This window comes from Blautia sp. BCRC 81119, assembly GCF_003184505.1.
Classification (GTDB): Bacteria; Bacillota; Clostridia; order Lachnospirales; family Lachnospiraceae; genus Blautia_A; species Blautia_A fusiformis.
The window spans coordinates 14,488-34,450 of record NZ_QJHD01000036.1; the positions used below are offsets into that span (position 1 = coordinate 14,488).

The following is a 19,963-nucleotide window of genomic DNA, read 5'->3' on the forward strand; positions in this document are numbered from 1 at the left end:
ATTTTCTTTAAGTCCTGCATCATCAACCACTAATGTTTTTATCATAGGTTACACTGTTGATTTCTAATCGTTGTACTTAATTAAGTAATTGTTATTCTTTCTTATCGTAAAAAGTTGCCAACAAACGCAAATCAAATCTGGCTGTAACTCCGGTACTATTATTAAACATATACTTTCTGCTGAAGAACTAACTATCAGATTTCCTGATAGTTACAAGGAACTCTCTTTATAATTGTTATAAAGGCTACTTGGAATAGATATCTTCTTTATTCTACTCTATAATATCATGTATTGCTTTATTCTGCGGCTTCGGTCAATACATTAGACTCATACATTTTTATACTGATCTCAAGGCATCCCGCAATAAAGTCTGTAAATTTTTGTTTGTAATGTTAAAGTTGTATTTCCATTCAACCAAAATGACCCCCTTATCTTGACATATTTTGCGTTTTTTCTCATCGAGAACTTTTCTATGCTCCAATGCTTTCTTTCCTCCAAAAAAATCTACATCCGTATAATGTTGTATTCCCTGATATTCTATTCCAACATTTAATTTGGGAATATAAATATCCAAACTTTGGGGAGAAAGCCATTCCGGTCTATATTGAAATATAGCATCTGAATAAGTTTTCTTTACTAATAAAAAAAGAGATTGTTCATGTTTCCATTTAGATATTATGATTCCATTTTCAATTAATTCTCCCTTTAAAATGCTCTTTGCTGTTTTCCAGTCATAATTCTTATCCCCTGCATTCTGTGCCTTAAGATACATAGCTTGTAAAAAAGGCATTAATGTATTTTTTAAATTCAAATACAATTCAAATTCTGATCTAAAAAAGCCCTTTTGCACTAATCCTTCTATATTCTTTCGAGTAGCATATATTATATATGGATTTGTGTCCTTTCTTGTAACATAACCCTGATAATGCATTAAACTATTAGGAACTCTCATAGTATATGCGTAAGAATCATTTCCACAGCATTCCAAATAATAGCATAAATGAACTCCCAGCAATTTATATCCACCGAAGTTCTCTCCCAATACTGCTGAATAAACTAAGTGATTCATTAATTCTATTGTTTCTTTTTTATCGCGACAAAAAATAGCCAAATGATTAATTGTATCATCATCCGGTAATAAATTTTCTATTACATAATCCTTTTTAGCTTCTTTTTTTATTAATGCTTGTATCATAAAATAATTAGGTGTATATGACTCTGGATAAATAAAAGCAACATCTGAATCATCAATATTATTAAACTGCTCTAAAAAGCTCTGTACATATTTATTAACAACATATTTATACGAATTCTCTTCTAATATTGTCTTTTTTGCATCATCCCACTCTTTCAGTGTTTGCCTCCACAAAAATTTTTCATATCCGGATTCAATAAAATCATCTTTAATTTTTTCTATTCCAACATTATATTTTGAAAAGGCTTCTTCTTTCAAAAATTCATTTAAATTCATTTTAATCTCCATTCCGCCGCCTTCGGCAGACGGCACAAATAGCAATGAAAGTGTTCCAACTCTCTACACTGAAGTAAAAACAGTAGCGTTATCATTCTTAGCTCTGTTAGGCGGAGTCTTTTTAGACTTCATTTCCGCTTTCTCATTCAGACTTCACAACTCAAGCAACTGAGGAAGAGAAAATTTATCGGTATCTCCAAGATTTACGATCTTTTTCATCAGCTCATTATATCCCAGAAGCGCATTCATTGGTGTTCGGATATCATGAACGTTTTCCATCAAATCGTGCCTTTGAGAATCTGTATAAAGCTTTCCTAATATGGAAGCCTGTTTGATAATTGCCTTTGGATTCAGAACTTCATATATATGCTTCAACAGCGTTGATCTTGACATTTGGAATTTGTATTTTATAAATAGGTAAGCCCAAAAGCAGACCTGCCCATCTTCCATATTTATTTCATTATACACAAATATCTATCTGTTTTTTACAATACAGACCAACCAGTATTTCAGATATTATAATTTAACCTATTGTGCTATTTCAAATAAAATGTTTAAAAACTTGTAAAAGCCGCAAAAAATCCCTGTTTTTTGATAAACAAATTTTTTAGAATATCAGTTCTTTGATTTTTCCAAGTTCGCAGGTTTCACCGAAAATACTGTTTAATGCAATGCAGAGGTTGTATGCTAATACTTTATTAACCAAACGGGTGCATAAGCCCTGAAAGCTTTTGGCAAGTACTCTTTCAGCATTTAACTGACCGCTTAACTGTGAAAAGACAGTTTCTACCCGTCTTCTCAATTTGAAGATCAGTTGACGCACCGATTTTGGCCAGTTTTCTTTACTGTTGGAACGCTTGAGTGCAAAAAGACAGATCGTTTGTTCCTGCATTTCCTGCATGAGTTTTTCGCCAACATATCCTTTATCTGCTAAAATTGTAATATTTGAACAATTATCCACCAGATCTCGTAATCCTTCACGGTCATCTGTGGATGCCGGCGTAATCTCAAATGCAGTAATGTAACCTTCTAACGTGACCAGGGCATGCACTTTATAGCCGAAGTAAGTTTCCTTTTTAGAAGGGCACTTTCCGTAATCAGCACCCTGGCTGCGAAATGTTTTGCAGTATCGTGCACGTCCGAATTTGCAAACTGCAAGCGGAAAACTATCAATAATGCAATAAGAACTGACCGGAACCGGAAAAACAGAGAGCATCTTTTGTCTTAATAATTCGGTTGTCTGCATCAGAGCACGTCTCATTTATATATGGATAAAACGAACTCTTTTTCCAGTGTTTCCCGTAAATATAGGAGGGAAGAAAAATCCCTCTTCTTTTTTTCCAAGGAGAAAACCGCCTCCGTGCAGGTTAAACATGACTGGAAGTTTTCCTTCATAATTTCGGGGACGGTAAATATCCATGAAATGACAGGGCTTTCCATCTCCCATATAGTCAATGTCACAAATGAGTTCCACATCTTCCGGAAACGGATATTCCGCTTCATGTTTTTTCAGAAAATTATCAAGAAGTTTTTCTTTTTTTGCGGTTTGCTGTGCAATCATTTTATTAAACATGATTTCCCCTCCAGCTATGAAACAATCTACTATTAATACAAATGAATTTTCTTCTCTACAAGTCTGTCACCTTCATACTGCAATTTTACAGAAAAAAAGCGTTTTTCTCCTGAAAGGAGCAGATCAAGAAATACCTGATCCCCCTCCCATGCCGGAAGATTCGGCACCATGGCTTTGTCAACCCAGCAAAGTTCTCCCTCATCACATTCAATCAGTTCTCCTGCATATTCATCGGCCGTGAACACACACATAAGTTCTGATTCGCATTCACTGTTTATAAATGTCACCAGGCCACGGAACTTATAGGAGGTAAGTGTCAGCCCTGTTTCCTCTTTCACCTCACGAACAAGGCATTCTTCCGGAGTTTCCTGACTTTCCACATGCCCGCCAACGCCGATCCATTTGCCCTCATTCATATCATCCTGTTTTTTTACTCTGTGAAGCATCAGGAATTTATCATCGTTTTCTATATAACATAATGTCGTTGTCGTCATTTGATCCCTTCTTTCAGTTCCATCATCCTGCCACTGCCAGTGTGATATAAACCAGGATTGAGACCACACAATACAGAGAATTTGTTGTGGATGCATAAGCACTGCTCTCTTTCTTTCTCAGAAAAGTCTGCATACTGAATGTAGCAGGCGAGGACATATATGTAATAACCGCCAGGTTCAGAAGCCTGGAACCTCCTACCAAATATTTTACTGCCATGAGAACTCCCGCAATCATCACTGCCTGCAAAAGGATTCTCAGCAATATGGTTTTGAGGCAGGGGCTGATAAGTTCCGGCGCAAGTTCCATACTGTACCCAACTACAATAAGAATAATCGGCGTAATGGCCGTTGTCAGAATATTCTCCACACTGAGATAACAATTGCCAAAAGGACTGTCCAGAAGCCGGGTGATCATTCGTGTCAGTCCTGCAATAATTCCAAGAACCGTTCCTATAAAAGCAGGGGTTCGCAATGCACTGTAAAACAGGCTTTTTGCATTGATCTTTTCCCCGTTTTCCGTCTGTCCCAGCATTCCCATATACACACTGAATCCAAAAAGAAGTCCCGCAATATCCAGCACTGCAATCTGTGAAAGATTTTCGCTGCCACAAAGACTTGTATACAACGGGTAAGCCATCATTCCACCTTCATAGATACAGACCAGAAACGGAAGATATTTCTTATATGGCTCGTCCATAAATCTTTTCATCCAGAATCCTGCCCCAAATGAAATCAAGAGCATCACAAACATGATCAGAACCAGAATTCCGATCTTTCCACTGTACTCTGCTGTTGCCAGTGCATGAAAAATTGCCACAGGAAGCATAATATTTGTTACCAGTGTTTTCATGTTATTGACACCACTCTGATCTAAAAGTTTCCATTTTCTGCACAGGATTCCAAGAATGATCATCGCCAGTACAGGCAAAACAATCTCCAAAACTTCCATCTCTCTGTCTTCCTCTCCATTGTCTTTAATCTTTTGTTTTTATCTGTTTCTGTGCATCTGCAAAATCTCCATCATCACTTCATATAACGCCATATTCTCTCTCACCACCAGAGCCAGGCTCTCTTTCGCCTGATTCAAAAGATGAAAAAGTTTTCGTACACTGGAATATTTTTCCGCGGAGCACCTGGATCTTAAATATCCTTTTTCGTCGTAATAATACTGTTCATCCAGCAATACAACGATCTTCTCCGCATCTCTCACTGCCTGGATACCAAGCTGTCCAGAACCCTCTGGCATCCGCTGCTGATATCCCTGTCCCGCAAAATCATTCAGAAAATTTTCCACCTCGCGGTCATTATTGGCATACACCACTGCAATATGCGGATACCATCTGGGGCTTCTTTTTTCCGGCAGGTGCATCATGTTCTGGATAAAAGAGGAAAGTTCCGCATTGGTACGGATCCGGTTTGTCAGATGGAATTTCTGGATCTCCGGCAGATTTCCCAGGCTTTCCACAATGCTACGATCCATCTCTTCCGGTGAGATCACATCCTCGGAATCACTGGAAAAGATCACCGGCCTGTGCTCACTCCATGTAAGCAGAACCGATAATTTTTCCAGGGACAGAAGATGTGCTTCATCTACCAGAATGCTGCTGTAACAGCCAAGATCCGTCGTTCCGTCCAGCTGAGTATCTGCCAGAAAATCTATCCGCCGCAGACGTTCATGAAGAATCTTCCATTCTTTTCCCGCCTCTCCACAGTGAATGATACAGACTCTCTGGCGCACGGACAACTTCATCGCAATATCATAAAGCAACAATGTTTTTCCGGTTCCTGGAAGTCCGCTGAACCAGAAATATCCTCCTCTTTCTCCACGTATTCTCTTCAGAATCTGCCGTTCAATATCTCTCTGCTGGGAAGTAAGGAAATACTCTTTTTTGAGAAAACGCTCCGGTTCTGTCAGTGGAGAGATCAGATAAAGCTCTGCCTGAAACAGATCCTCGATATCTTCCTCATAGTCCGGGCTTTCTTTCCCCAATGCAATACATAGCTGTTTCCAGTCCCCCTCCACAATGTGATCGTGATTGGTCAGTCTCACCAGACGATCTTCACTGCTGATATAGGTATAAGACAGGATCGATTTCCCAAAAACAGACAGATAATACCGGTTCTGAATCAGCTGTCTTCGAATGGCCTCATCCGATACACTGCCGCTTTTCAGTTCAATATTTACGATCTGATCATCCTTGATCTGAAGGAGATCAAACTCCTTTCCAAGCTTCGGGATCTGGAACGAATAAAAAAGCCGGAGCTTATATACCTCTTCCATATGCAGTTCCAGTTGCTTCACCAGTGCTTTCATACTTTCCAGTTCCCACTCTTTGATCCTGAGAAAAAAATCTCTGCTGGAAAGCTGGCGTTCCAGCTTCTGGACACATTCCATATTCTGATTTCTTGTAAGTGCATAGATCGATATTGCCTTCATATTTTAACCCTTACCTGCTGTTTATTTCTTTATCCGCAGTGTCCTGAGATGATCCTTCTGCTCCTGTGTGATCCGGTAGCTTTCAATGGATTTCTGGATCGTCTTGTTATGAGTCCAGATATCCATTCTCTGCTCTTCCAGGAATGGAAGGATCTTCTCATACTGTTTTGCCAGTGCTGTAGCAAAATACCAGGCTCGCATCATATTTACATAATATTCTTCCGAGCGGATCGCTGCCACTTTCTCCGGATATTCCGGTTTAAATCCTTCGTCCAGATAATGGCGCATCAGCATACTGATCCCGAACCGGATAGTATAGGGCTGATCCGATTCCATCCAGCGATAAACCTCCCGGATAAATATATCACGGTGTTTTTTCATCATATGGAGCGTCAGCAGATCACAGGTCGCCCAGTTATCAATATACGGAAGAAAACGCTCCAGTTCTTTCAGACATTTATCATAATCTCTGATCTGCTCGATCAGCAGGCCATGGAGATTATTTTCCTCATAATACTGATGAGGAAGAACCTTCAGGAACATTTCGGATCTTTCTGTTTTTCCAAATTCTTTTGCAAATTTCCGGAGTATCGGTGTCCGGATACCGATGATCTTTTCTTTCTCCACAGTCGGAACCAGCCTTGCATGAAAATCCCGATATCCTGTATCCTGCATTTCAAACAGTCTTTTCCGGACATCCCGGATCATCTCTTCCTGATTCATTTATCATCCCCGCCTTTTATACCAAAGATCGCGATCAGAGAACTCACCAGCAGAAGCATGGGGTAAAACAGTTTCGGCATGATCTGAAAAGCAGAAAGCTCAAATCCCAGTTCCTTTGCCGCAGAAATGGCAACCAGCATCTGGGCTCCATATGGGATCACCCCCTGGAAAATACAGGAAAATGTATCCAGGATAGAAGCTGTCTTTCTGGAAGTGATCTTATATTCCAGCGCCATTTCCTTTGCAATGGGGTTGGCCATAACAATGGCCACCGTATTATTGGCTGTTGCGATATCCATAGTTCCAACCAGAAGTCCCATACCAAGAAGTCCGCCTTTTTTCCCTTTAAAAACTCTCTGTATTCCAGAAAGCAGTGCTTCAAAGCCTCCATGCTCCCGGATCAGCGCACACATGGCTGCTACAAGGATAGCCACCATACAGGTCTCGAACATTCCAGAAACACCGGATCCGATATTGGTCAGAAGCTCCACTGGCGTGATATGTCCTCCAAGAAGCATAATAAATGCTCCGGAGACAATTCCGATCAGAAGTACCACAAATACATTGATGCCGATAATCCCGCCAATCAGCACCAGAATATATGGAAAGATCTGTATAAGATGATAATCCTGTACCACTCTTCCCTGGATCTCTGTCTGAAAAGACAGGATAAGGATCAGGATCAGTGTAACAACAGCTGCCGGAAATGCGATCCAGAAATTTTCCCGGAATTTATCTTTCATCTGACAGCCCTGACCGTTGCAGGCTGCGATCGTGGTATCAGAAATAAAAGAAAGGTTGTCACCAAACATGGCTCCTCCCATCACCGATGCCACACAAAATGCCATATCAAAACCGGAAGCTTTGGAAACCGCTACCGCAATAGGGGTAAGAAGCGTGATCGTCCCAACGGAAGTTCCCATAGCCACAGATACGAAGCAGGCAACTACAAACAATACCGCAACAGAAAAACGTGCCGGTATCAGAGAAAGCATACAGTAGGCCACACTTTCTGCACTGCTGCGCCCCACAACACCCACAAAAGAGCCTGCGGTCAGAAAAATCAGAAGCATGGTGATGATATTTTTATCTCCTACTCCTTTTGCCATAAGCTCCAGCTTTCTGTCAAAGCTGATCGTTCTGTTCTGAACACATGCCACCAGGATCGCAGACAGAAAAGCCACAACGATCGGTACATTATAAAATCCCATAGGGATCTTCATCACATACTCAAACAAAATCCCCAGTCCCAGATACAGGACCAGAAAAACACCGATAGGCAGCAGTGCGATCACATTTCCTTTTTTCTTCATTTCCTCCATAAAACAATTCCCTTCATCACTTATTATATTCCCGGTTTTTTTCTCCGGGTGATCTGTTTTCTATCATATCATATTTCCCCATTCCTGTCCTGTTGCTGACGGAAACTTCTTCATATTTCCGTCACGATCCTGTTATCTCTGATATTTTTTACCTTATTTAACAAGATTTTCACCAATTAAATCGTTCCTTCCGTTGAAATCCAAAGCTTTTTTCAGTATAATTGGCTGTAGACAATTGTGAAAAAGATATCCGAAGGATTTATGTTGATATCTCTGATCACAGTCATTAAAGGAGGAATATGATTATGGCAACATGGAAAAATCTGGACACTCTTGCTTCTTACAGCAAACTTAACAGTCTGAAAGATCACGTGAACATTGCAGAAGCAATGTCCGGCGAGCAGGGTGCAGAACGTGTAAAGAAGTACAGCGTACCGATGGCAGCAGGTCTGGCTTACAATTACGCAGCTAAGGAAGTGGACGAGACCGTTCTTGACGCACTTTCCAAACTGGCTGATGAGGCAGAACTGATCGAAAAATTCCAGGAATTATATAACGGCGCAGTGATCAACACAGGCGAGAAACGTATGGTCCTTCATCATCTTGCACGTACACAGCTTGGCGAGCCTGTTGTTGTTGACGGTGTGGACAAGCGAGAATTCTATGTAGCTCAGCAGAAGAAAGCTGCAGATTTTGCAAACAAAGTACATGCAGGCGAGATCACAAATGAAGCCGGTGAGAAATTCACTACGGTTGTACAGATCGGTATCGGCGGAAGTGACCTGGGACCGCGTGCATTATATATCGCACTTGAGAACTGGGCAAAGGCAAACAACACCTTCAAGATGGAAGCAAAATTCATCAGCAACGTTGACCCGGATGATGCAGCTGCTGTTCTTGCATCTGTAGATCTTGCTCACTCTCTTTTCATCGTTGTATCCAAATCCGGTACAACACTTGAAACTCTGACAAATGAGGCATTCGTAAAAGACGCCCTTACAAAAGCGGGCCTGAACCCGTCCAGACATATGCTTGCTGTAACCAGTGAGACCTCTCCTCTTGCAAAGAGTGATGAGTACCTTACCGCTATTTTCATGGACGACTATATCGGCGGACGTTACTCTTCCGTTTCCGGCGTAGGCGGAGCGATCCTTTCCCTTGCATTCGGACCGGAAGTATTCGCAGACATCCTTGACGGAGCTGCCGAGGAGGATAAGCTTGCAACAAATAAGAACATTCTTGAGAACCCGGATATGCTGGATGCCCTGATCGGCGTTTATGAGAGAAATGTACAGGGTTATCCTTCTACTGCAGTTTTACCATACTCACAGGCATTAAGCCGCTTCCCTGCTCATCTTCAGCAGTGTGATATGGAGTCTAACGGTAAATCTGTAAACCGCTTTGGTGAGCCGGTGGATTATGTGACCGGACCGGTGATCTTTGGTGAGCCAGGAACCAACGGACAGCACTCCTTCTACCAGCTTCTGCATCAGGGAACCAATATTGTTCCGCTTCAGTTCATCGGCTTTAAGAAGAGCCAGCTTGGTGTTGATGTTGATATCGAGAACAGCACAAGCCAGCAGAAGCTCTGTGCAAACGTTGCAGCACAGATCGTTGCTTTTGCATGTGGAAAAGAAGATGAGAACCTGAACAAAAACTTCAAGGGCGGACGTCCTTCCAGTATCATTGTTGGTGAGGAACTTACACCGAAGTCTCTGGGTGCGCTTCTTGCACACTTTGAGAACAAGATCATGTTCCAGGGCTTTGTATGGAACCTGAACAGCTTTGACCAGGAGGGTGTACAGCTTGGTAAGGTTCTTGCAAAACGTGTTCTCGCTCATGATACAGACGGAGCACTGAAAGTTTACAGTGATCTTCTTGATATCTGATAAACAGATAGGTACCGTCCCGGAAAATGTTTTTTCGGGACGGTTTTTCTGTATATGTGACCTTAACCGGGAAAGGAAAGCTTAAATATGCAGCAGATAAAAATGATCGGTCTTGATCTGGACGGAACTCTTCTGAATACAAAAAAAGAACTCACAGAAAATACCAGGCGCGTTCTCAGGGAAGCTATTGATGCAGGTATCCTTGTTCTGATGGCTACCGGCCGGCCATATACCGGCATTCCCGCGGAACTGAGAAATTTTCCGGGAATTCACTATGCTCTCACCTCCAACGGATCCAGAGTCCTTGATACAGACCATAATAAACTTCTTATCGAGCAGCTTCTTCCCATGGAAAGTGCAAAAAAAGCTCTCCGTATCTTTGAAAAATATGATACTTTAAGTGAGATCTATTTTGACGGCCAGGGATATGCAGACGCTGCCAAGCTTGATAATGTAGGAAAATACCATCACGACCCTAATATGTGGAATTATGTCCGTACTACCCGTATCGCGGTTCCGGACATCCAGGATGTCATTACAAAAGAAAACAGAAGCATGGATAAAGTCCAGGCGCTTTTTGCAGACATGGAGGAACGTGCCTCCGCCTGGAAGGAATTAAGTGAACTTAAGGAGCTGGAGCTTGTAGGCTCCTTAAGCTACAATATTGAGATCAACGCCGCCGGTGTCAACAAAGGAACCGCTCTTGTTGCTCTTGGCAAAATGCTGGGAATCCCAAGGGAATCCATTATGGCATGCGGAGACGGTGACAACGATGTCCATCTTCTCCGGGAAGTCGGTTTTGGCGTAGCCATGGCCAATGCACAGCCCCAGGTAAAAGAAGCAGCCGATTATATTACTGCTTCCAATGACGAAGACGGTGTAGCACGCGCCATTGAAAAGTTTGCGCTGCACCGATGAGATATTCTATTATGTATGCCAAAAAGGAACCGACAGTTTTTACGCTGTCGGTTCCTTTTTTAGAATGGGATTGAATAGCGGTACATTCACATTCGATCAATATTCATAGTTTCCTGCCGGCTGTTTGATCCTGGTAAGAAGATCATGCCAGGACTGATCCCAGATATACCATTTTCCGGTTTTGGAGTGCTTATATGTACAGATCCATCTGGAACTGTCGCTACCTGCAAAATCAGTAAATGATCTGTAGATCGCAGGAGTGGTCTGGGTCGGTTCAAAATACGGGATATCTTCACTGATGGAATTTCCCTTACCCGGAAGTGTGTCCTGTCTTAACGTAATGGAAATCGGTTTAGACGGAGTATAATTGTTGGCTGGAGTTGCTCCGTTCAGGTAAGAATTGCCAAGATATTTATATCCGTTATCCGCTTTCATACGATCCCTCAAAAAGTTTTTGTAATACTGAGTCATCTCTTTATTATTGAGATAAGAAATCATCTCCTCGCAGTCCGTCGGATTGGTCGGTGTCCAGGTACGATATGCAAGAATCAGCAGAGCCATGGTCTTATAGCGTCCGTCTGCCGTTGTGATATCATACTGTTTCAGCTCCTCTGCATTGGTCGGGATCGTGGTAAAGGTGTAAGTATAGGTATTTATCGTTACATTAATAACTTCCTTCTGTCCTTTATCATTGGTGATCTCTTTTTTTGCAGATTTAGTTCCTTTTGTAAGAACCGGCTCCACCTGTTTCTTTACTGTCTGTGTCACGTGGACAGTACAGCTGCCTCGCCAGGTACTCTTATCCCGGACCTGGATCTTTGTTGTTCCCACATTCACTGCCGTTACCTTACCTTTACTGTCTACAGTTGCAACAGATGTATCATCACTGGTCCATACAAGAATCTCTTTATAATTCTTTACCTGAAGCTGTCTCACATCACCTTTATTCATATTTAAGGTGGTGTCACTTAAAGATGGTTTCGGCACCGGTGTAGGTGTCGGCTTCGGTTTCTGCGCTGCTTTTACTGTAACCTTACAGTTGAATTTCTTCGTATTTGCCTTCGCTGTGATCACTGCTGTTCCTTTTTTCACTGCGGTGATCTTTCCTTTGGAATCCACACGTGCGATCTTCGGATTGGAAGAAGAATATTTCACCTTCACAGTTGTTCCTGTCAATTTAATGGCACTGGATTTCTTTTCTGTTAATGTCAGCGATGTCCTGCTGAGCTTCGGTGTTTCTACCTTTACAACACATTTATACGTTTTTTTGCTTACCTTTGCATAGATCGTTGCGGAACCTTTATTTTTGGCAACCACCTGACCTTTGCTGTTTACGGTCGCAACACTCTTTTTGGAAGATCTCCAGGCAACCTTCTGCCTGGTTCCGGTAACCTTAAGTGTTGTCTTCTCACCTTTTAAAAGAGTTACTTTTGTTCTGTTCAGTTTTGGTGCGGCGCTGACCGTCACACTTCCAAATGCCATCGTAAAAATAAGGCTGATCAGCAGCACAAAACACAATAGATTTTTTCTCTTTTTCATTCTGATTTCCCCCTTTCCGGTAAAACGTATATTTACGTCATATATTGCTTTAATCACATTTTAGAGGAAATCCCTTATAAAAACACTAGCACTTATGATAGTATCCTTGTAAATATGATCGTTTATATTCTTTCATCGCCCATACCGGGGCTTATTGTCAGGAAACAAAAATAAAACAGGACTGATTTTTGATACAGATACTTGAAATCGAAAGTTTCATCTGTTTAAAAATCAGTCCTGTTATATAAAAAATATCATGGTTGATCCGTAATAGCAGGCAGATCAAGACATTCGCTATCTGCTCATAATGATACAGTCACGTAACATCGCCAGTGCATGCGCTGTAGTCTGCTCGCGGATCCGCATGCGATTTCCTGTAAAGTGGAACTCTTTGGCAATAGCCTTGCCCTTATAGCAGCAGCCCATAAATACAGTACCAACCGGAGTTTCCTTTGTTCCGCCTCCCGGTCCTGCCAGACCCGTCACGGAAATACTGATGTCTGCTCCGGATGCTTTGCAGGCGCCCTTTGCCATTTCTCTGGCACATTTGGCGGAAACTGCCCCCTGCTCCTTCAGAGTACGCTTCTTCACTCCCAGACATTTATGCTTGGCCTTGTTACTGTAAGTCACAAAGCCATAGCCAAACACCTCAGACGCACCGGATACATTGACAATGCGCTGGGCGATCATACCGCCGGTAAGCGATTCCGCCAGGGAAAGCTTCAGATCTTTCTCTTTCAGAAGATCGATCACTGCTTCCTCCAGTGTCTTGCTCTCATCTGTAGCGAAAACATTCTCTCCAAAACGCTTCTTTAGCTCCTTGACAACCGGTTTGATCAGCTTTCTGCAGGCCTTTTCATTCTCTGCGCTTGCTGTCACACGAAGATGCACTTCACCGGTTTTTGCATAAGGTGCAATGGTAGGATTGGTCTGGCTTTCGATCAGATCCTGGATTTCCTCTGCTACCTGACTCTCACCGATCCCGCTGATCTTTACCATCTGGGACACAATGATCTCCGGCTGGTTTTTCTGCAGATATGGGACAACGTACTCCTCGAACATGGGCTTCAGCTCATTGGGAGGTCCAGGAAGAAGGATCGCGGTTTTTCCTTTTTTCTCAAGGATCAGTCCCGGAGCAGTTCCGTTATGATTGTCAAGAACAATGGCTCCCTCAGGAACCATGGCCTGTTTATAGTTGTTCTTCGTGATACGTCTCTGAGGATTGTTTTTCTCATATTCCTTCAGATATTTATCGATCAGTTTCCTTGAGTGGGAATCTTCCTTAAGAGACATTCCCATCAGATCCGCAGTTACTTCCTTGGTGATATCATCCTCTGTTGGTCCAAGACCTCCGGTGAGGATCACAACATCGGAACGATCCAGTGCAGTACGGATCACGTCACGCATACGGCCTTCATTATCACCTACTACATCCTGATAGTAAACACTTAACCCAAGCAGGGCGCATTTTTCAGAAAGATAGGCGCTGTTGGTATTTACGATATTTCCTAGAAGGATCTCGGTTCCTACGGATATCAGTTCTGTGATCATGAAAAGAAACTCCTTTCGTATACTCTGATCCCTACTCCTGCATGGAAAGGACCTTTCTGTTCTGCATGATATAAGTCAGCAGGGAAATAATGGTCAGTGCAACGGACAGCCAGATAAATATCTGTGTCAGCACTGCAAAAACACCTCCGAAATCCAGCATCAGAAGTATGATCATGATCATCTGGGAAACGGTTTTGAATTTTCCCCAGTAGTTTGCGGCAATGACAATTCCGTTCTCCGCTGCGATCAGACGGAAACCGCTAATGATAAATTCCCGTCCGATGATAATGATCACAACCCATGCCGGAAGCTTGTCAACCTCGATCATGCAGATCATGGCAGAGCATACCAGAAGCTTGTCTGCCAGCGGATCCATAAATTTTCCAAAATTGGTTATCAGATTATATTTTCTGGCAAGATGACCGTCAAACCAGTCTGTCACACTTGCTGCGACAAAAATCGCAAGACAGATCCAGCGGTTTGCTTCTCCTCCCCAGCCTGTCAGTAAGAAAACTACAAGAAATGGTACAAGTATCATTCTTGCAACTGTAAGTTTATTCGGTGTATTCATCGCTCAGCACTCCTATCAAATCATACTCAAGCGCACCTGTCACACGTACCTTTGCAAAATCACCTGTCATAAGCAGTTCGCCTGTCTGAACGAAAATGTATCCGTCAACCTTCGGTGCATCCCCGTAGGTACGTCCGATATAGGCACTTTCATCTGCAACTTTTCCTTCGATCATAACAAGAAGTTCCTGTCCGATACGGTCCTGGCCTCTGTCATAAGAAATCTCCTGCTGAAGCTCCATCAGCTCGTCTCTGCGTTCTTCCTTCACTTCTTCCGGAACCTGGTCTGCCATCTCTGCTGCCGGGGTATTCTCCTCCGGAGAGTAAGTGAAGACACCGAGACGGTCAAATTCCATCTCATCTACGAACTCCTTCAGTTCTTCATGGTCTTCCTCCGTCTCACCCGGAAATCCGGTGATCAGAGTTGTACGCAGTACGATATCCGGAATCTCCTTACGGAGCTTTCCGACAATATCGATCAGTTCCTGTTTGGAAGTACGGCGGCCCATTCTTTTAAGAATTCGGTCCGATGCGTGCTGGATCGGAATATCCAGATAATGACAGATCTTCTTCTCATCACGAATAGTTTCGATCAGTTCATCGTAAATCTCCTCCGGATAACAGTAAAGGATGCGGATCCAACGGATACCTCTGATCTCACAGAGCTTCTTTAAAAGAATGTGAAGAGATTTTTTGCCGTAAAGATCCTTTCCGTAAACGGTGGTCTCCTGTGCTACCAGGATCAGCTCTTTCACTCCCTGTTCAGCCATATCCTCTGCCTGGGCGATGAGGCGCTCCATAGGAACGCTTCGAAATTTACCTCTGAGCTTCGGGATGATGCAGTAGGTACAGTGCTTGTCGCAGCCTTCCGCGATCTTCAGGTAGCCGAAATGTCCACCTGTTGTAAGGACACGTTTGCTTCCTGTATCCGGCAGATAATCAATATCACGGAATTCTTCGAAATGATTTCCGGCTACTGCTTCCTCCAGAGCCTTTACGATGTCGCCGTAGGATGTGGTTCCAAGAACAGCATCGACCTCCGGAACCTCCTCAATGATCTCTTTCTGGTATCGCTGTGCCATACAGCCGGTAACGATCAGTGCATGGCAGCTTCCTGTTTTTTTGTACTCTGCCATTTCAAGAATGGTTTCCACACTCTCTTCCTTGGCATCCTTGATAAAACAGCAGGTATTGATCACGATTGCATCTGCCTGTGTTTCATCGTCTGTGATCTCATGACCTCCGGCTGTAAGAAGTCCCAGCATTTCCTCAGAATCCGCCAGGTTCTTGTCACAGCCAAGAGAGATGAATAATATTTTCATAAAACTACTCCGCTTCTGTCTGAGCTGCTTCTGCAGTCTCAGTGCCTTCTGCGGTCTCGCCCTCTGCTGCCTCAAGAGCCTCCTTCTCAGCTTCAAGAGCCTCCAGCTCTTCCTCTTCCTCCTGTCCGGGAAGGATCTTTACTTTGCCCTTGTAAAGCTCATCAATGGCAACGGAAAGCGGTTTCTTTCCTGCTGCACCCGGTACAAGCGGCTCTGCTCCTGCGATCAGCTGGCGGGCACGTTTGCTTGCTGCAAGTACAAGAGAATAACGGCTGTTCAGCACGAGAGCCTCATCGTCGTCCTCGTTGTTTGTGTTGATAGCCTCAATTAATTCTGAATAAGATGGATGTATCATATCTTTTCTCCCTTCTGTAACGGCAGGGCCGTATTTAACTTGTTAATTGGTATTTATAAAAAAGCTTCCGCTTCTTTCTGGATCCTGGATACAAAATCATGATTCCTGGATGTACGCATGCGCTCACACCGGATGGTCTCATGAAGTGTATCAACACATTCCTCCAGATCATCATTGATCAGGAGATAATCATATTTATCCATTCCTCTGGATTCTTCAACCGCTCTTCTGAGACGCCCGTTGATCACATCCAGAGTCTCTGTTCCGCGACCTACCAGACGGTTCTTAAGCTCCTCCATAGACGGCGGACATACAAATACCAGCAGTGTATCCGGAAACTTCTCACGGATCTTCATGGCACCCTGGATCTCGATCTCAAGGATCACATCTTTCCCTGCGGAAAGCTGCTCCTCTACATATTTGCGGGGTGTGCCATAATAATTCTCCACATACTGTGCATACTCGATCAGTCCGTCTTCCCGGATCAGCTGTTCAAATTCTTCTTTTGTGCGGAAGAAATAAGCCTCTCCGTCCTTCTCGCCTGGTCTTGGATTTCTGGTAGTAACAGAAACAGATAATGCATAATTGTCATATTTTTCCATCAGCCGTTTCATGGCAGTACCTTTTCCGGAACCGGAAAAGCCCGAAACAACAACTAAAATTCCCTTACTCATTTCCTTCCTCCTTCGTTTCCTCTCCATACGCTTCCGAAAATCTCCTGGCAATGGTTTCCGGCTGCAGAGCGGAAAGGACAAGATAATCATCGGAAGTAACGATCACTGCTTTTGTTTTTCTTCCCTGTGTGGCATCGATCAGAGTTCGTGTCCCCTTGACACTCTGTATCATGCGCTTTACAGGAGCGGCATCCGGACTTACCACAGCCACGATCTTGCGTGAATTGACAACATTTCCAAAGCCTACATTAATAAGTTTCGCCATTTACGCTCTCCCTTTCTGTCTGTGTACAGCCTGTTTCCTGTCCGGTTACTCGATATTCTGGATCTGCTCACGGATCTTCTCGATCTCTGTCTTCAGATCGATGGCCGCGTTGGATACAATAAGATCATTAGATTTAGACAGGATAGTGTTCGCCTCACGGTTCATCTCCTGTGCCATGAAATCCATCTTACGCCCCACGCCCTCGTTCTCATCCAAGATCTTTCTCATTCCGTGGATGTGGCTTCGAAGACGTACCGTCTCCTCATCATTGCAGATCTTATCTGAAAAAAGTATCACCTCTGCGGCGATCCTGGAATCATCGATCTGGTTATCTTCAAGTAGCTCGTGCATCTTGGCTTCCAGTTTCTCCCGATAAGCCTTCACTACTTCCGGAGAACGTTTTTCCACTACATCGACCTTTGCTTCCAGTCCGTCCAGCTTCCCAAGAAGATCCTGTTTCAGATTAGCACCCTCACGCTGGCGGGTCTCCACAAATTTCCGGCAGGCCTCATGAAGCGGACCCTCCAGAAAATTCCAGAGCTCTTCCTCATCCGGAGCCTGCTCTTCCATCGTAAACACATCCGGATATCTGGAAAGTGTGGAAACACGGATATCATTCTCGATCCCCAGTTCCTCACTCATCTGGTTCAGATAACCCAGATATTCCTTTGCCAGCTCTGCATTGTATTTCAGAGCCATTCCGCCCATTGTATAGTCTTCATAGGTGATGAACACATCGACTTTGCCGCGGCGGATATAAGTCTTCATCACATTTCGGATCTCTCCCTCAAAATAGCTAAGTCTTTTCGGCATTTTGATGTTCAGATCCAGATATCTGTGATTGACGGATTTCAGTTCAACAGAAACCTTACGCTCTCTGGAAACTGCTTCTGCCCTGCCAAAGCCGGTCATACTTTTTATCATGTTATCCTCCAATACTGCCTCTTAAGTTTATCAGCTGCTGATAAATACAGTAACTGATTGCATACGGATTTATTATAGTTCATTCCAAAACCCTAGTCAAACTCTTTTTTTACTGTTATAATGATTGATGTTGAAATGGAGGTAAAATCATGGCATTTGACGGAATTACAGTTTCTGCTCTCGTGGCAGAGATCGATGATAATTTAAAAGGCGGACGTATCAACAAGATCGCCCAGCCGGAAAACGATGAACTTTTGATCACAGGAAAGGGCGCAAATGGACAGAAACGTCTTCTCTTAAGTGCAAGCGCATCCCTTCCTCTGATCTATTTTACAGATAAGAACCGTATCAGTCCTTTAACTGCACCGAACTTCTGCATGCTTCTCAGAAAGCACATCGGAAGCGCCCGTATCCTTGATGTGAAACAGCCTGGAATGGAGCGTGTGGTGGAATTTGAGCTGGAGCATCTTAATGAGCTGGGGGATCCCTGCAGAAAGCGTCTGATCATGGAACTGATGGGCAAGCACAGCAACATCATCTTCTGTGACGAAAAGGGAATGATCCTGGACAGCATCAAACATGTCTCTTCTCATATGAGCTCTGTCCGTGAGGTTCTTCCCGGAAGAGAATATTTCATTCCCAATACCAGGGATAAAGAAAATCCGCTGACTGTTTCCGAGGAGGAGTTCACACAGCACATCTGTAAAAAGCCTGTGAATATTTCCAAGGCGCTTTACACTTCACTCACAGGTATGAGCCCGGTAATGGCTGAGGAGATCTGCTACCGTGCATCCATTGACGGGAGCGATGCATCGCAGTCCCTGGATGAGGCAGCCTGCACCCATCTTTATCATACCTTTCTCCGCCTTATGGAACAGATCCGGAACAGAGAGTTCACCCCAAATATTGTCTACCGCGGAGAGGAACCTGTGGAATACGGTGTCTTTCCTTATCAGCAGTTTGGCAGTGAATACCGCAGCGAAATCTTTGACAGTGTCTCTGTTATGCTGGAGACCTATTATGCTACCAAAAGTCTGCTGACACGTATCCACCAGAAATCCTCCGATCTTCGCCGTGTAGTACAAACCGCTCTGGAACGTAACCGAAAAAAATACAACATCCAGAAAAAGCAGCTGAATGATACTGCAAAAAAAGATAAATTCAAGGTCTACGGTGAACTGATCAACACTTACGGATACGGGCTTGAGGAAGGCTGCAGATCCTTTAAGGCACTGAACTATTACACCAACGAGGAGATCACTATCCCTCTTGACCCGACACTGACTCCGGCACAGAATTCCAAGAAATATTTTGATAAATACGGAAAGCTGAAGCGTACAGAGGAAGCCGTCACAGAACAGATCACAGATACGGAAAGTGAGATCTCTCATCTGGAATCTATCTCCAATGCTCTGGATATCGCCAGATCTGAAAGTGACCTTTCCCAGATCAAGGAAGAGCTCACTGAGTACGGCTATATCAAACGTCACTACACAAACAAAAAAGGCCAGAAAGCCCAGCCGAAATCCAAACCGCTCCACTACATATCCAGTGACGGTTTTGATATCTATGTGGGAAAAAACAATTTCCAGAATGATGAGCTGACTTTCAAGTTCGCAACCGGAAATGACTGGTGGTTCCATGCAAAGAAAATGGCTGGTTCCCATGTGATCGTCCGCACCAAAGACGGTGAACTTCCGGACCGTACCTTCGAAGAAGCAGGCCGCCTGGCAGCCTGGTACTCCAAAGGACACTCTGCTCCCAAGGTAGAGATCGATTATATCCAGAAAAAGCATGTGAAAAAACCTGCCGGTGCGAAACCCGGTTTCGTTGTTTATTACACCAATTATTCTCTCATGGCTTCTCCGGATATTTTGGATCTGAAAGAGGTTACGGAGTAATAACTATTCAACAAAAAACCTTCCTGTGTTTTCTT

The 19,963-nt window shown here is 43.5% G+C and carries 18 protein-coding genes and 2 pseudogenes; 3 read left to right on the forward strand and 17 right to left on the reverse strand.

Annotated features, from left to right (window positions below):
• Positions 1-337: 337 nt before the first annotated feature.
• The 9 genes and pseudogenes from DMI82_RS17715 to DMI82_RS17755 form a co-directional block, all read right to left on the reverse strand.
• Positions 338-1,471: a hypothetical protein gene (locus DMI82_RS17715; RefSeq protein ID WP_118752692.1), complete on the reverse strand. Its 1,134-nt coding sequence runs from the start codon at positions 1,469-1,471 to the stop codon at positions 338-340.
• Between the two features lie 153 nt (positions 1,472-1,624).
• Positions 1,625-1,921, reverse strand: coding sequence for a hypothetical protein (locus tag DMI82_RS17720; RefSeq protein WP_021652613.1), 297 nt, complete (start codon positions 1,919-1,921; stop codon positions 1,625-1,627).
• A gap of 157 nt (positions 1,922-2,078) precedes the next feature.
• Positions 2,079-2,729, reverse strand: a pseudogene (locus tag DMI82_RS17725) (IS982 family transposase); the annotation flags it as partial.
• Positions 2,730-2,732: 3 nt separating this feature from the next.
• Positions 2,733-3,044: a carboxylesterase family protein gene (locus tag DMI82_RS17730; RefSeq protein WP_021652615.1), complete on the reverse strand. Its 312-nt coding sequence runs from the start codon at positions 3,042-3,044 to the stop codon at positions 2,733-2,735.
• A 32-nt stretch (positions 3,045-3,076) separates the two neighbouring features.
• Positions 3,077-3,538, reverse strand: a complete 462-nt coding sequence (locus DMI82_RS17735) for an NUDIX hydrolase (RefSeq protein ID WP_021652616.1) — start codon at positions 3,536-3,538, stop codon at positions 3,077-3,079.
• 22 nt (positions 3,539-3,560) lie between these two features.
• A complete protein-coding gene (locus DMI82_RS17740) occupies positions 3,561-4,487 on the reverse strand; it encodes an AEC family transporter (RefSeq protein WP_110104105.1) in 927 nt (308 codons plus the stop codon).
• A gap of 39 nt (positions 4,488-4,526) precedes the next feature.
• Positions 4,527-5,975: a DNA/RNA helicase domain-containing protein gene (locus tag DMI82_RS17745; protein WP_110104106.1), complete on the reverse strand. Its 1,449-nt coding sequence runs from the start codon at positions 5,973-5,975 to the stop codon at positions 4,527-4,529.
• A gap of 21 nt (positions 5,976-5,996) precedes the next feature.
• Positions 5,997-6,698, reverse strand: coding sequence for a DNA alkylation repair protein (locus DMI82_RS17750; protein WP_110104107.1), 702 nt, complete (start codon positions 6,696-6,698; stop codon positions 5,997-5,999).
• Positions 6,695-8,011: a Na+/H+ antiporter NhaC family protein gene (locus DMI82_RS17755; protein WP_330409312.1), complete on the reverse strand. Its 1,317-nt coding sequence runs from the start codon at positions 8,009-8,011 to the stop codon at positions 6,695-6,697. The genes DMI82_RS17750 and DMI82_RS17755 overlap by 4 nt, the downstream gene beginning before the upstream one ends.
• 314 nt (positions 8,012-8,325) lie before the next feature.
• Here DMI82_RS17755 and DMI82_RS17760 point away from each other — a divergent pair, with 314 nt between their 5' ends.
• Positions 8,326-9,909 carry a glucose-6-phosphate isomerase gene (locus tag DMI82_RS17760; RefSeq protein ID WP_044962188.1) on the forward strand — a complete coding sequence of 528 codons (1,584 nt, stop codon included), beginning with the start codon at positions 8,326-8,328 and terminating at the stop codon, positions 9,907-9,909.
• An 87-nt stretch (positions 9,910-9,996) separates the two neighbouring features.
• Positions 9,997-10,827 (forward strand): Cof-type HAD-IIB family hydrolase, encoded by an 831-nt coding sequence (locus DMI82_RS17765; protein WP_110104109.1) that lies wholly within the window; start codon positions 9,997-9,999, stop codon positions 10,825-10,827.
• A 96-nt stretch (positions 10,828-10,923) separates the two neighbouring features.
• Here DMI82_RS17765 and DMI82_RS17770 read toward each other — a convergent pair whose 3' ends face one another.
• The 8 genes and pseudogenes from DMI82_RS17770 to DMI82_RS17805 form a co-directional block, all read right to left on the reverse strand.
• Positions 10,924-12,366, reverse strand: coding sequence for a DUF6935 domain-containing protein (locus tag DMI82_RS17770; protein WP_110104110.1), 1,443 nt, complete (start codon positions 12,364-12,366; stop codon positions 10,924-10,926).
• Between the two features lie 294 nt (positions 12,367-12,660).
• Positions 12,661-13,917: a competence/damage-inducible protein A gene (locus tag DMI82_RS17775; RefSeq protein WP_110104111.1), complete on the reverse strand. Its 1,257-nt coding sequence runs from the start codon at positions 13,915-13,917 to the stop codon at positions 12,661-12,663.
• A gap of 31 nt (positions 13,918-13,948) precedes the next feature.
• Entirely contained in the window at positions 13,949-14,488 is a 540-nt protein-coding gene (gene pgsA / locus DMI82_RS17780; RefSeq protein ID WP_015525184.1) for a CDP-diacylglycerol--glycerol-3-phosphate 3-phosphatidyltransferase, read from the reverse strand.
• Entirely contained in the window at positions 14,472-15,809 is a 1,338-nt protein-coding gene (gene rimO, locus DMI82_RS17785) for a 30S ribosomal protein S12 methylthiotransferase RimO (RefSeq protein WP_021978070.1), read from the reverse strand. Before rimO ends, pgsA begins: the two co-directional genes overlap by 17 nt.
• A 100-nt stretch (positions 15,810-15,909) precedes the next feature.
• Positions 15,910-16,164 (reverse strand): annotated as a pseudogene (gene rpoZ, locus DMI82_RS17790) (DNA-directed RNA polymerase subunit omega); the annotation flags it as partial.
• 53 nt (positions 16,165-16,217) lie between these two features.
• Positions 16,218-16,838 (reverse strand): guanylate kinase, encoded by a 621-nt coding sequence (gene gmk / locus DMI82_RS17795; protein WP_110104112.1) that lies wholly within the window; start codon positions 16,836-16,838, stop codon positions 16,218-16,220.
• Positions 16,831-17,103, reverse strand: coding sequence for a DUF370 domain-containing protein (locus DMI82_RS17800; protein WP_110104113.1), 273 nt, complete (start codon positions 17,101-17,103; stop codon positions 16,831-16,833). The genes gmk and DMI82_RS17800 overlap by 8 nt, the downstream gene beginning before the upstream one ends.
• A 45-nt stretch (positions 17,104-17,148) precedes the next feature.
• Complete coding sequence (locus tag DMI82_RS17805) at positions 17,149-18,027, reverse strand: YicC/YloC family endoribonuclease (RefSeq protein ID WP_015525190.1); 879 nt, start codon at positions 18,025-18,027, stop codon at positions 17,149-17,151.
• A 149-nt stretch (positions 18,028-18,176) separates the two neighbouring features.
• Here DMI82_RS17805 and DMI82_RS17810 point away from each other — a divergent pair, with 149 nt between their 5' ends.
• Entirely contained in the window at positions 18,177-19,928 is a 1,752-nt protein-coding gene (locus DMI82_RS17810) for an Rqc2 family fibronectin-binding protein (RefSeq protein ID WP_110104114.1), read from the forward strand.
• Positions 19,929-19,963 lie beyond the last annotated feature (35 nt).

Bases quoted from the DNA above. Each gene is read 5' to 3' on its own strand.
- rimO (WP_021978070.1), bottom strand. From the start codon at position 15,809: ATGAAAATATTATTCATCTCTCTTGGCTGTGACAAGAACCTGGCGGAT.
- DMI82_RS17750 (WP_110104107.1), bottom strand. From the start codon at position 6,698: ATGAATCAGGAAGAGATGATCCGGGATGTCCGGAAAAGACTGTTTGAA.
- DMI82_RS17810 (WP_110104114.1), top strand. From the start codon at position 18,177: ATGGCATTTGACGGAATTACAGTTTCTGCTCTCGTGGCAGAGATCGAT.
- DMI82_RS17740 (WP_110104105.1), bottom strand. From the start codon at position 4,487: ATGGAAGTTTTGGAGATTGTTTTGCCTGTACTGGCGATGATCATTCTT.
- DMI82_RS17720 (WP_021652613.1), bottom strand. From the start codon at position 1,921: ATGGAAGATGGGCAGGTCTGCTTTTGGGCTTACCTATTTATAAAATAC.
- DMI82_RS17715 (WP_118752692.1), bottom strand. From the start codon at position 1,471: ATGAATTTAAATGAATTTTTGAAAGAAGAAGCCTTTTCAAAATATAAT.
- DMI82_RS17755 (WP_330409312.1), bottom strand. From the start codon at position 8,011: ATGAAGAAAAAAGGAAATGTGATCGCACTGCTGCCTATCGGTGTTTTT.
- DMI82_RS17805 (WP_015525190.1), bottom strand. From the start codon at position 18,027: ATGATAAAAAGTATGACCGGCTTTGGCAGGGCAGAAGCAGTTTCCAGA.
- DMI82_RS17775 (WP_110104111.1), bottom strand. From the start codon at position 13,917: ATGATCACAGAACTGATATCCGTAGGAACCGAGATCCTTCTAGGAAAT.
- DMI82_RS17765 (WP_110104109.1), top strand. From the start codon at position 9,997: ATGCAGCAGATAAAAATGATCGGTCTTGATCTGGACGGAACTCTTCTG.
- gmk (WP_110104112.1), bottom strand. From the start codon at position 16,838: ATGAGTAAGGGAATTTTAGTTGTTGTTTCGGGCTTTTCCGGTTCCGGA.
- DMI82_RS17760 (WP_044962188.1), top strand. From the start codon at position 8,326: ATGGCAACATGGAAAAATCTGGACACTCTTGCTTCTTACAGCAAACTT.
- DMI82_RS17735 (WP_021652616.1), bottom strand. From the start codon at position 3,538: ATGACGACAACGACATTATGTTATATAGAAAACGATGATAAATTCCTG.
- pgsA (WP_015525184.1), bottom strand. From the start codon at position 14,488: ATGAATACACCGAATAAACTTACAGTTGCAAGAATGATACTTGTACCA.
- DMI82_RS17800 (WP_110104113.1), bottom strand. From the start codon at position 17,103: ATGGCGAAACTTATTAATGTAGGCTTTGGAAATGTTGTCAATTCACGC.
- DMI82_RS17770 (WP_110104110.1), bottom strand. From the start codon at position 12,366: ATGAAAAAGAGAAAAAATCTATTGTGTTTTGTGCTGCTGATCAGCCTT.
- DMI82_RS17730 (WP_021652615.1), bottom strand. From the start codon at position 3,044: ATGTTTAATAAAATGATTGCACAGCAAACCGCAAAAAAAGAAAAACTT.
- DMI82_RS17745 (WP_110104106.1), bottom strand. From the start codon at position 5,975: ATGAAGGCAATATCGATCTATGCACTTACAAGAAATCAGAATATGGAA.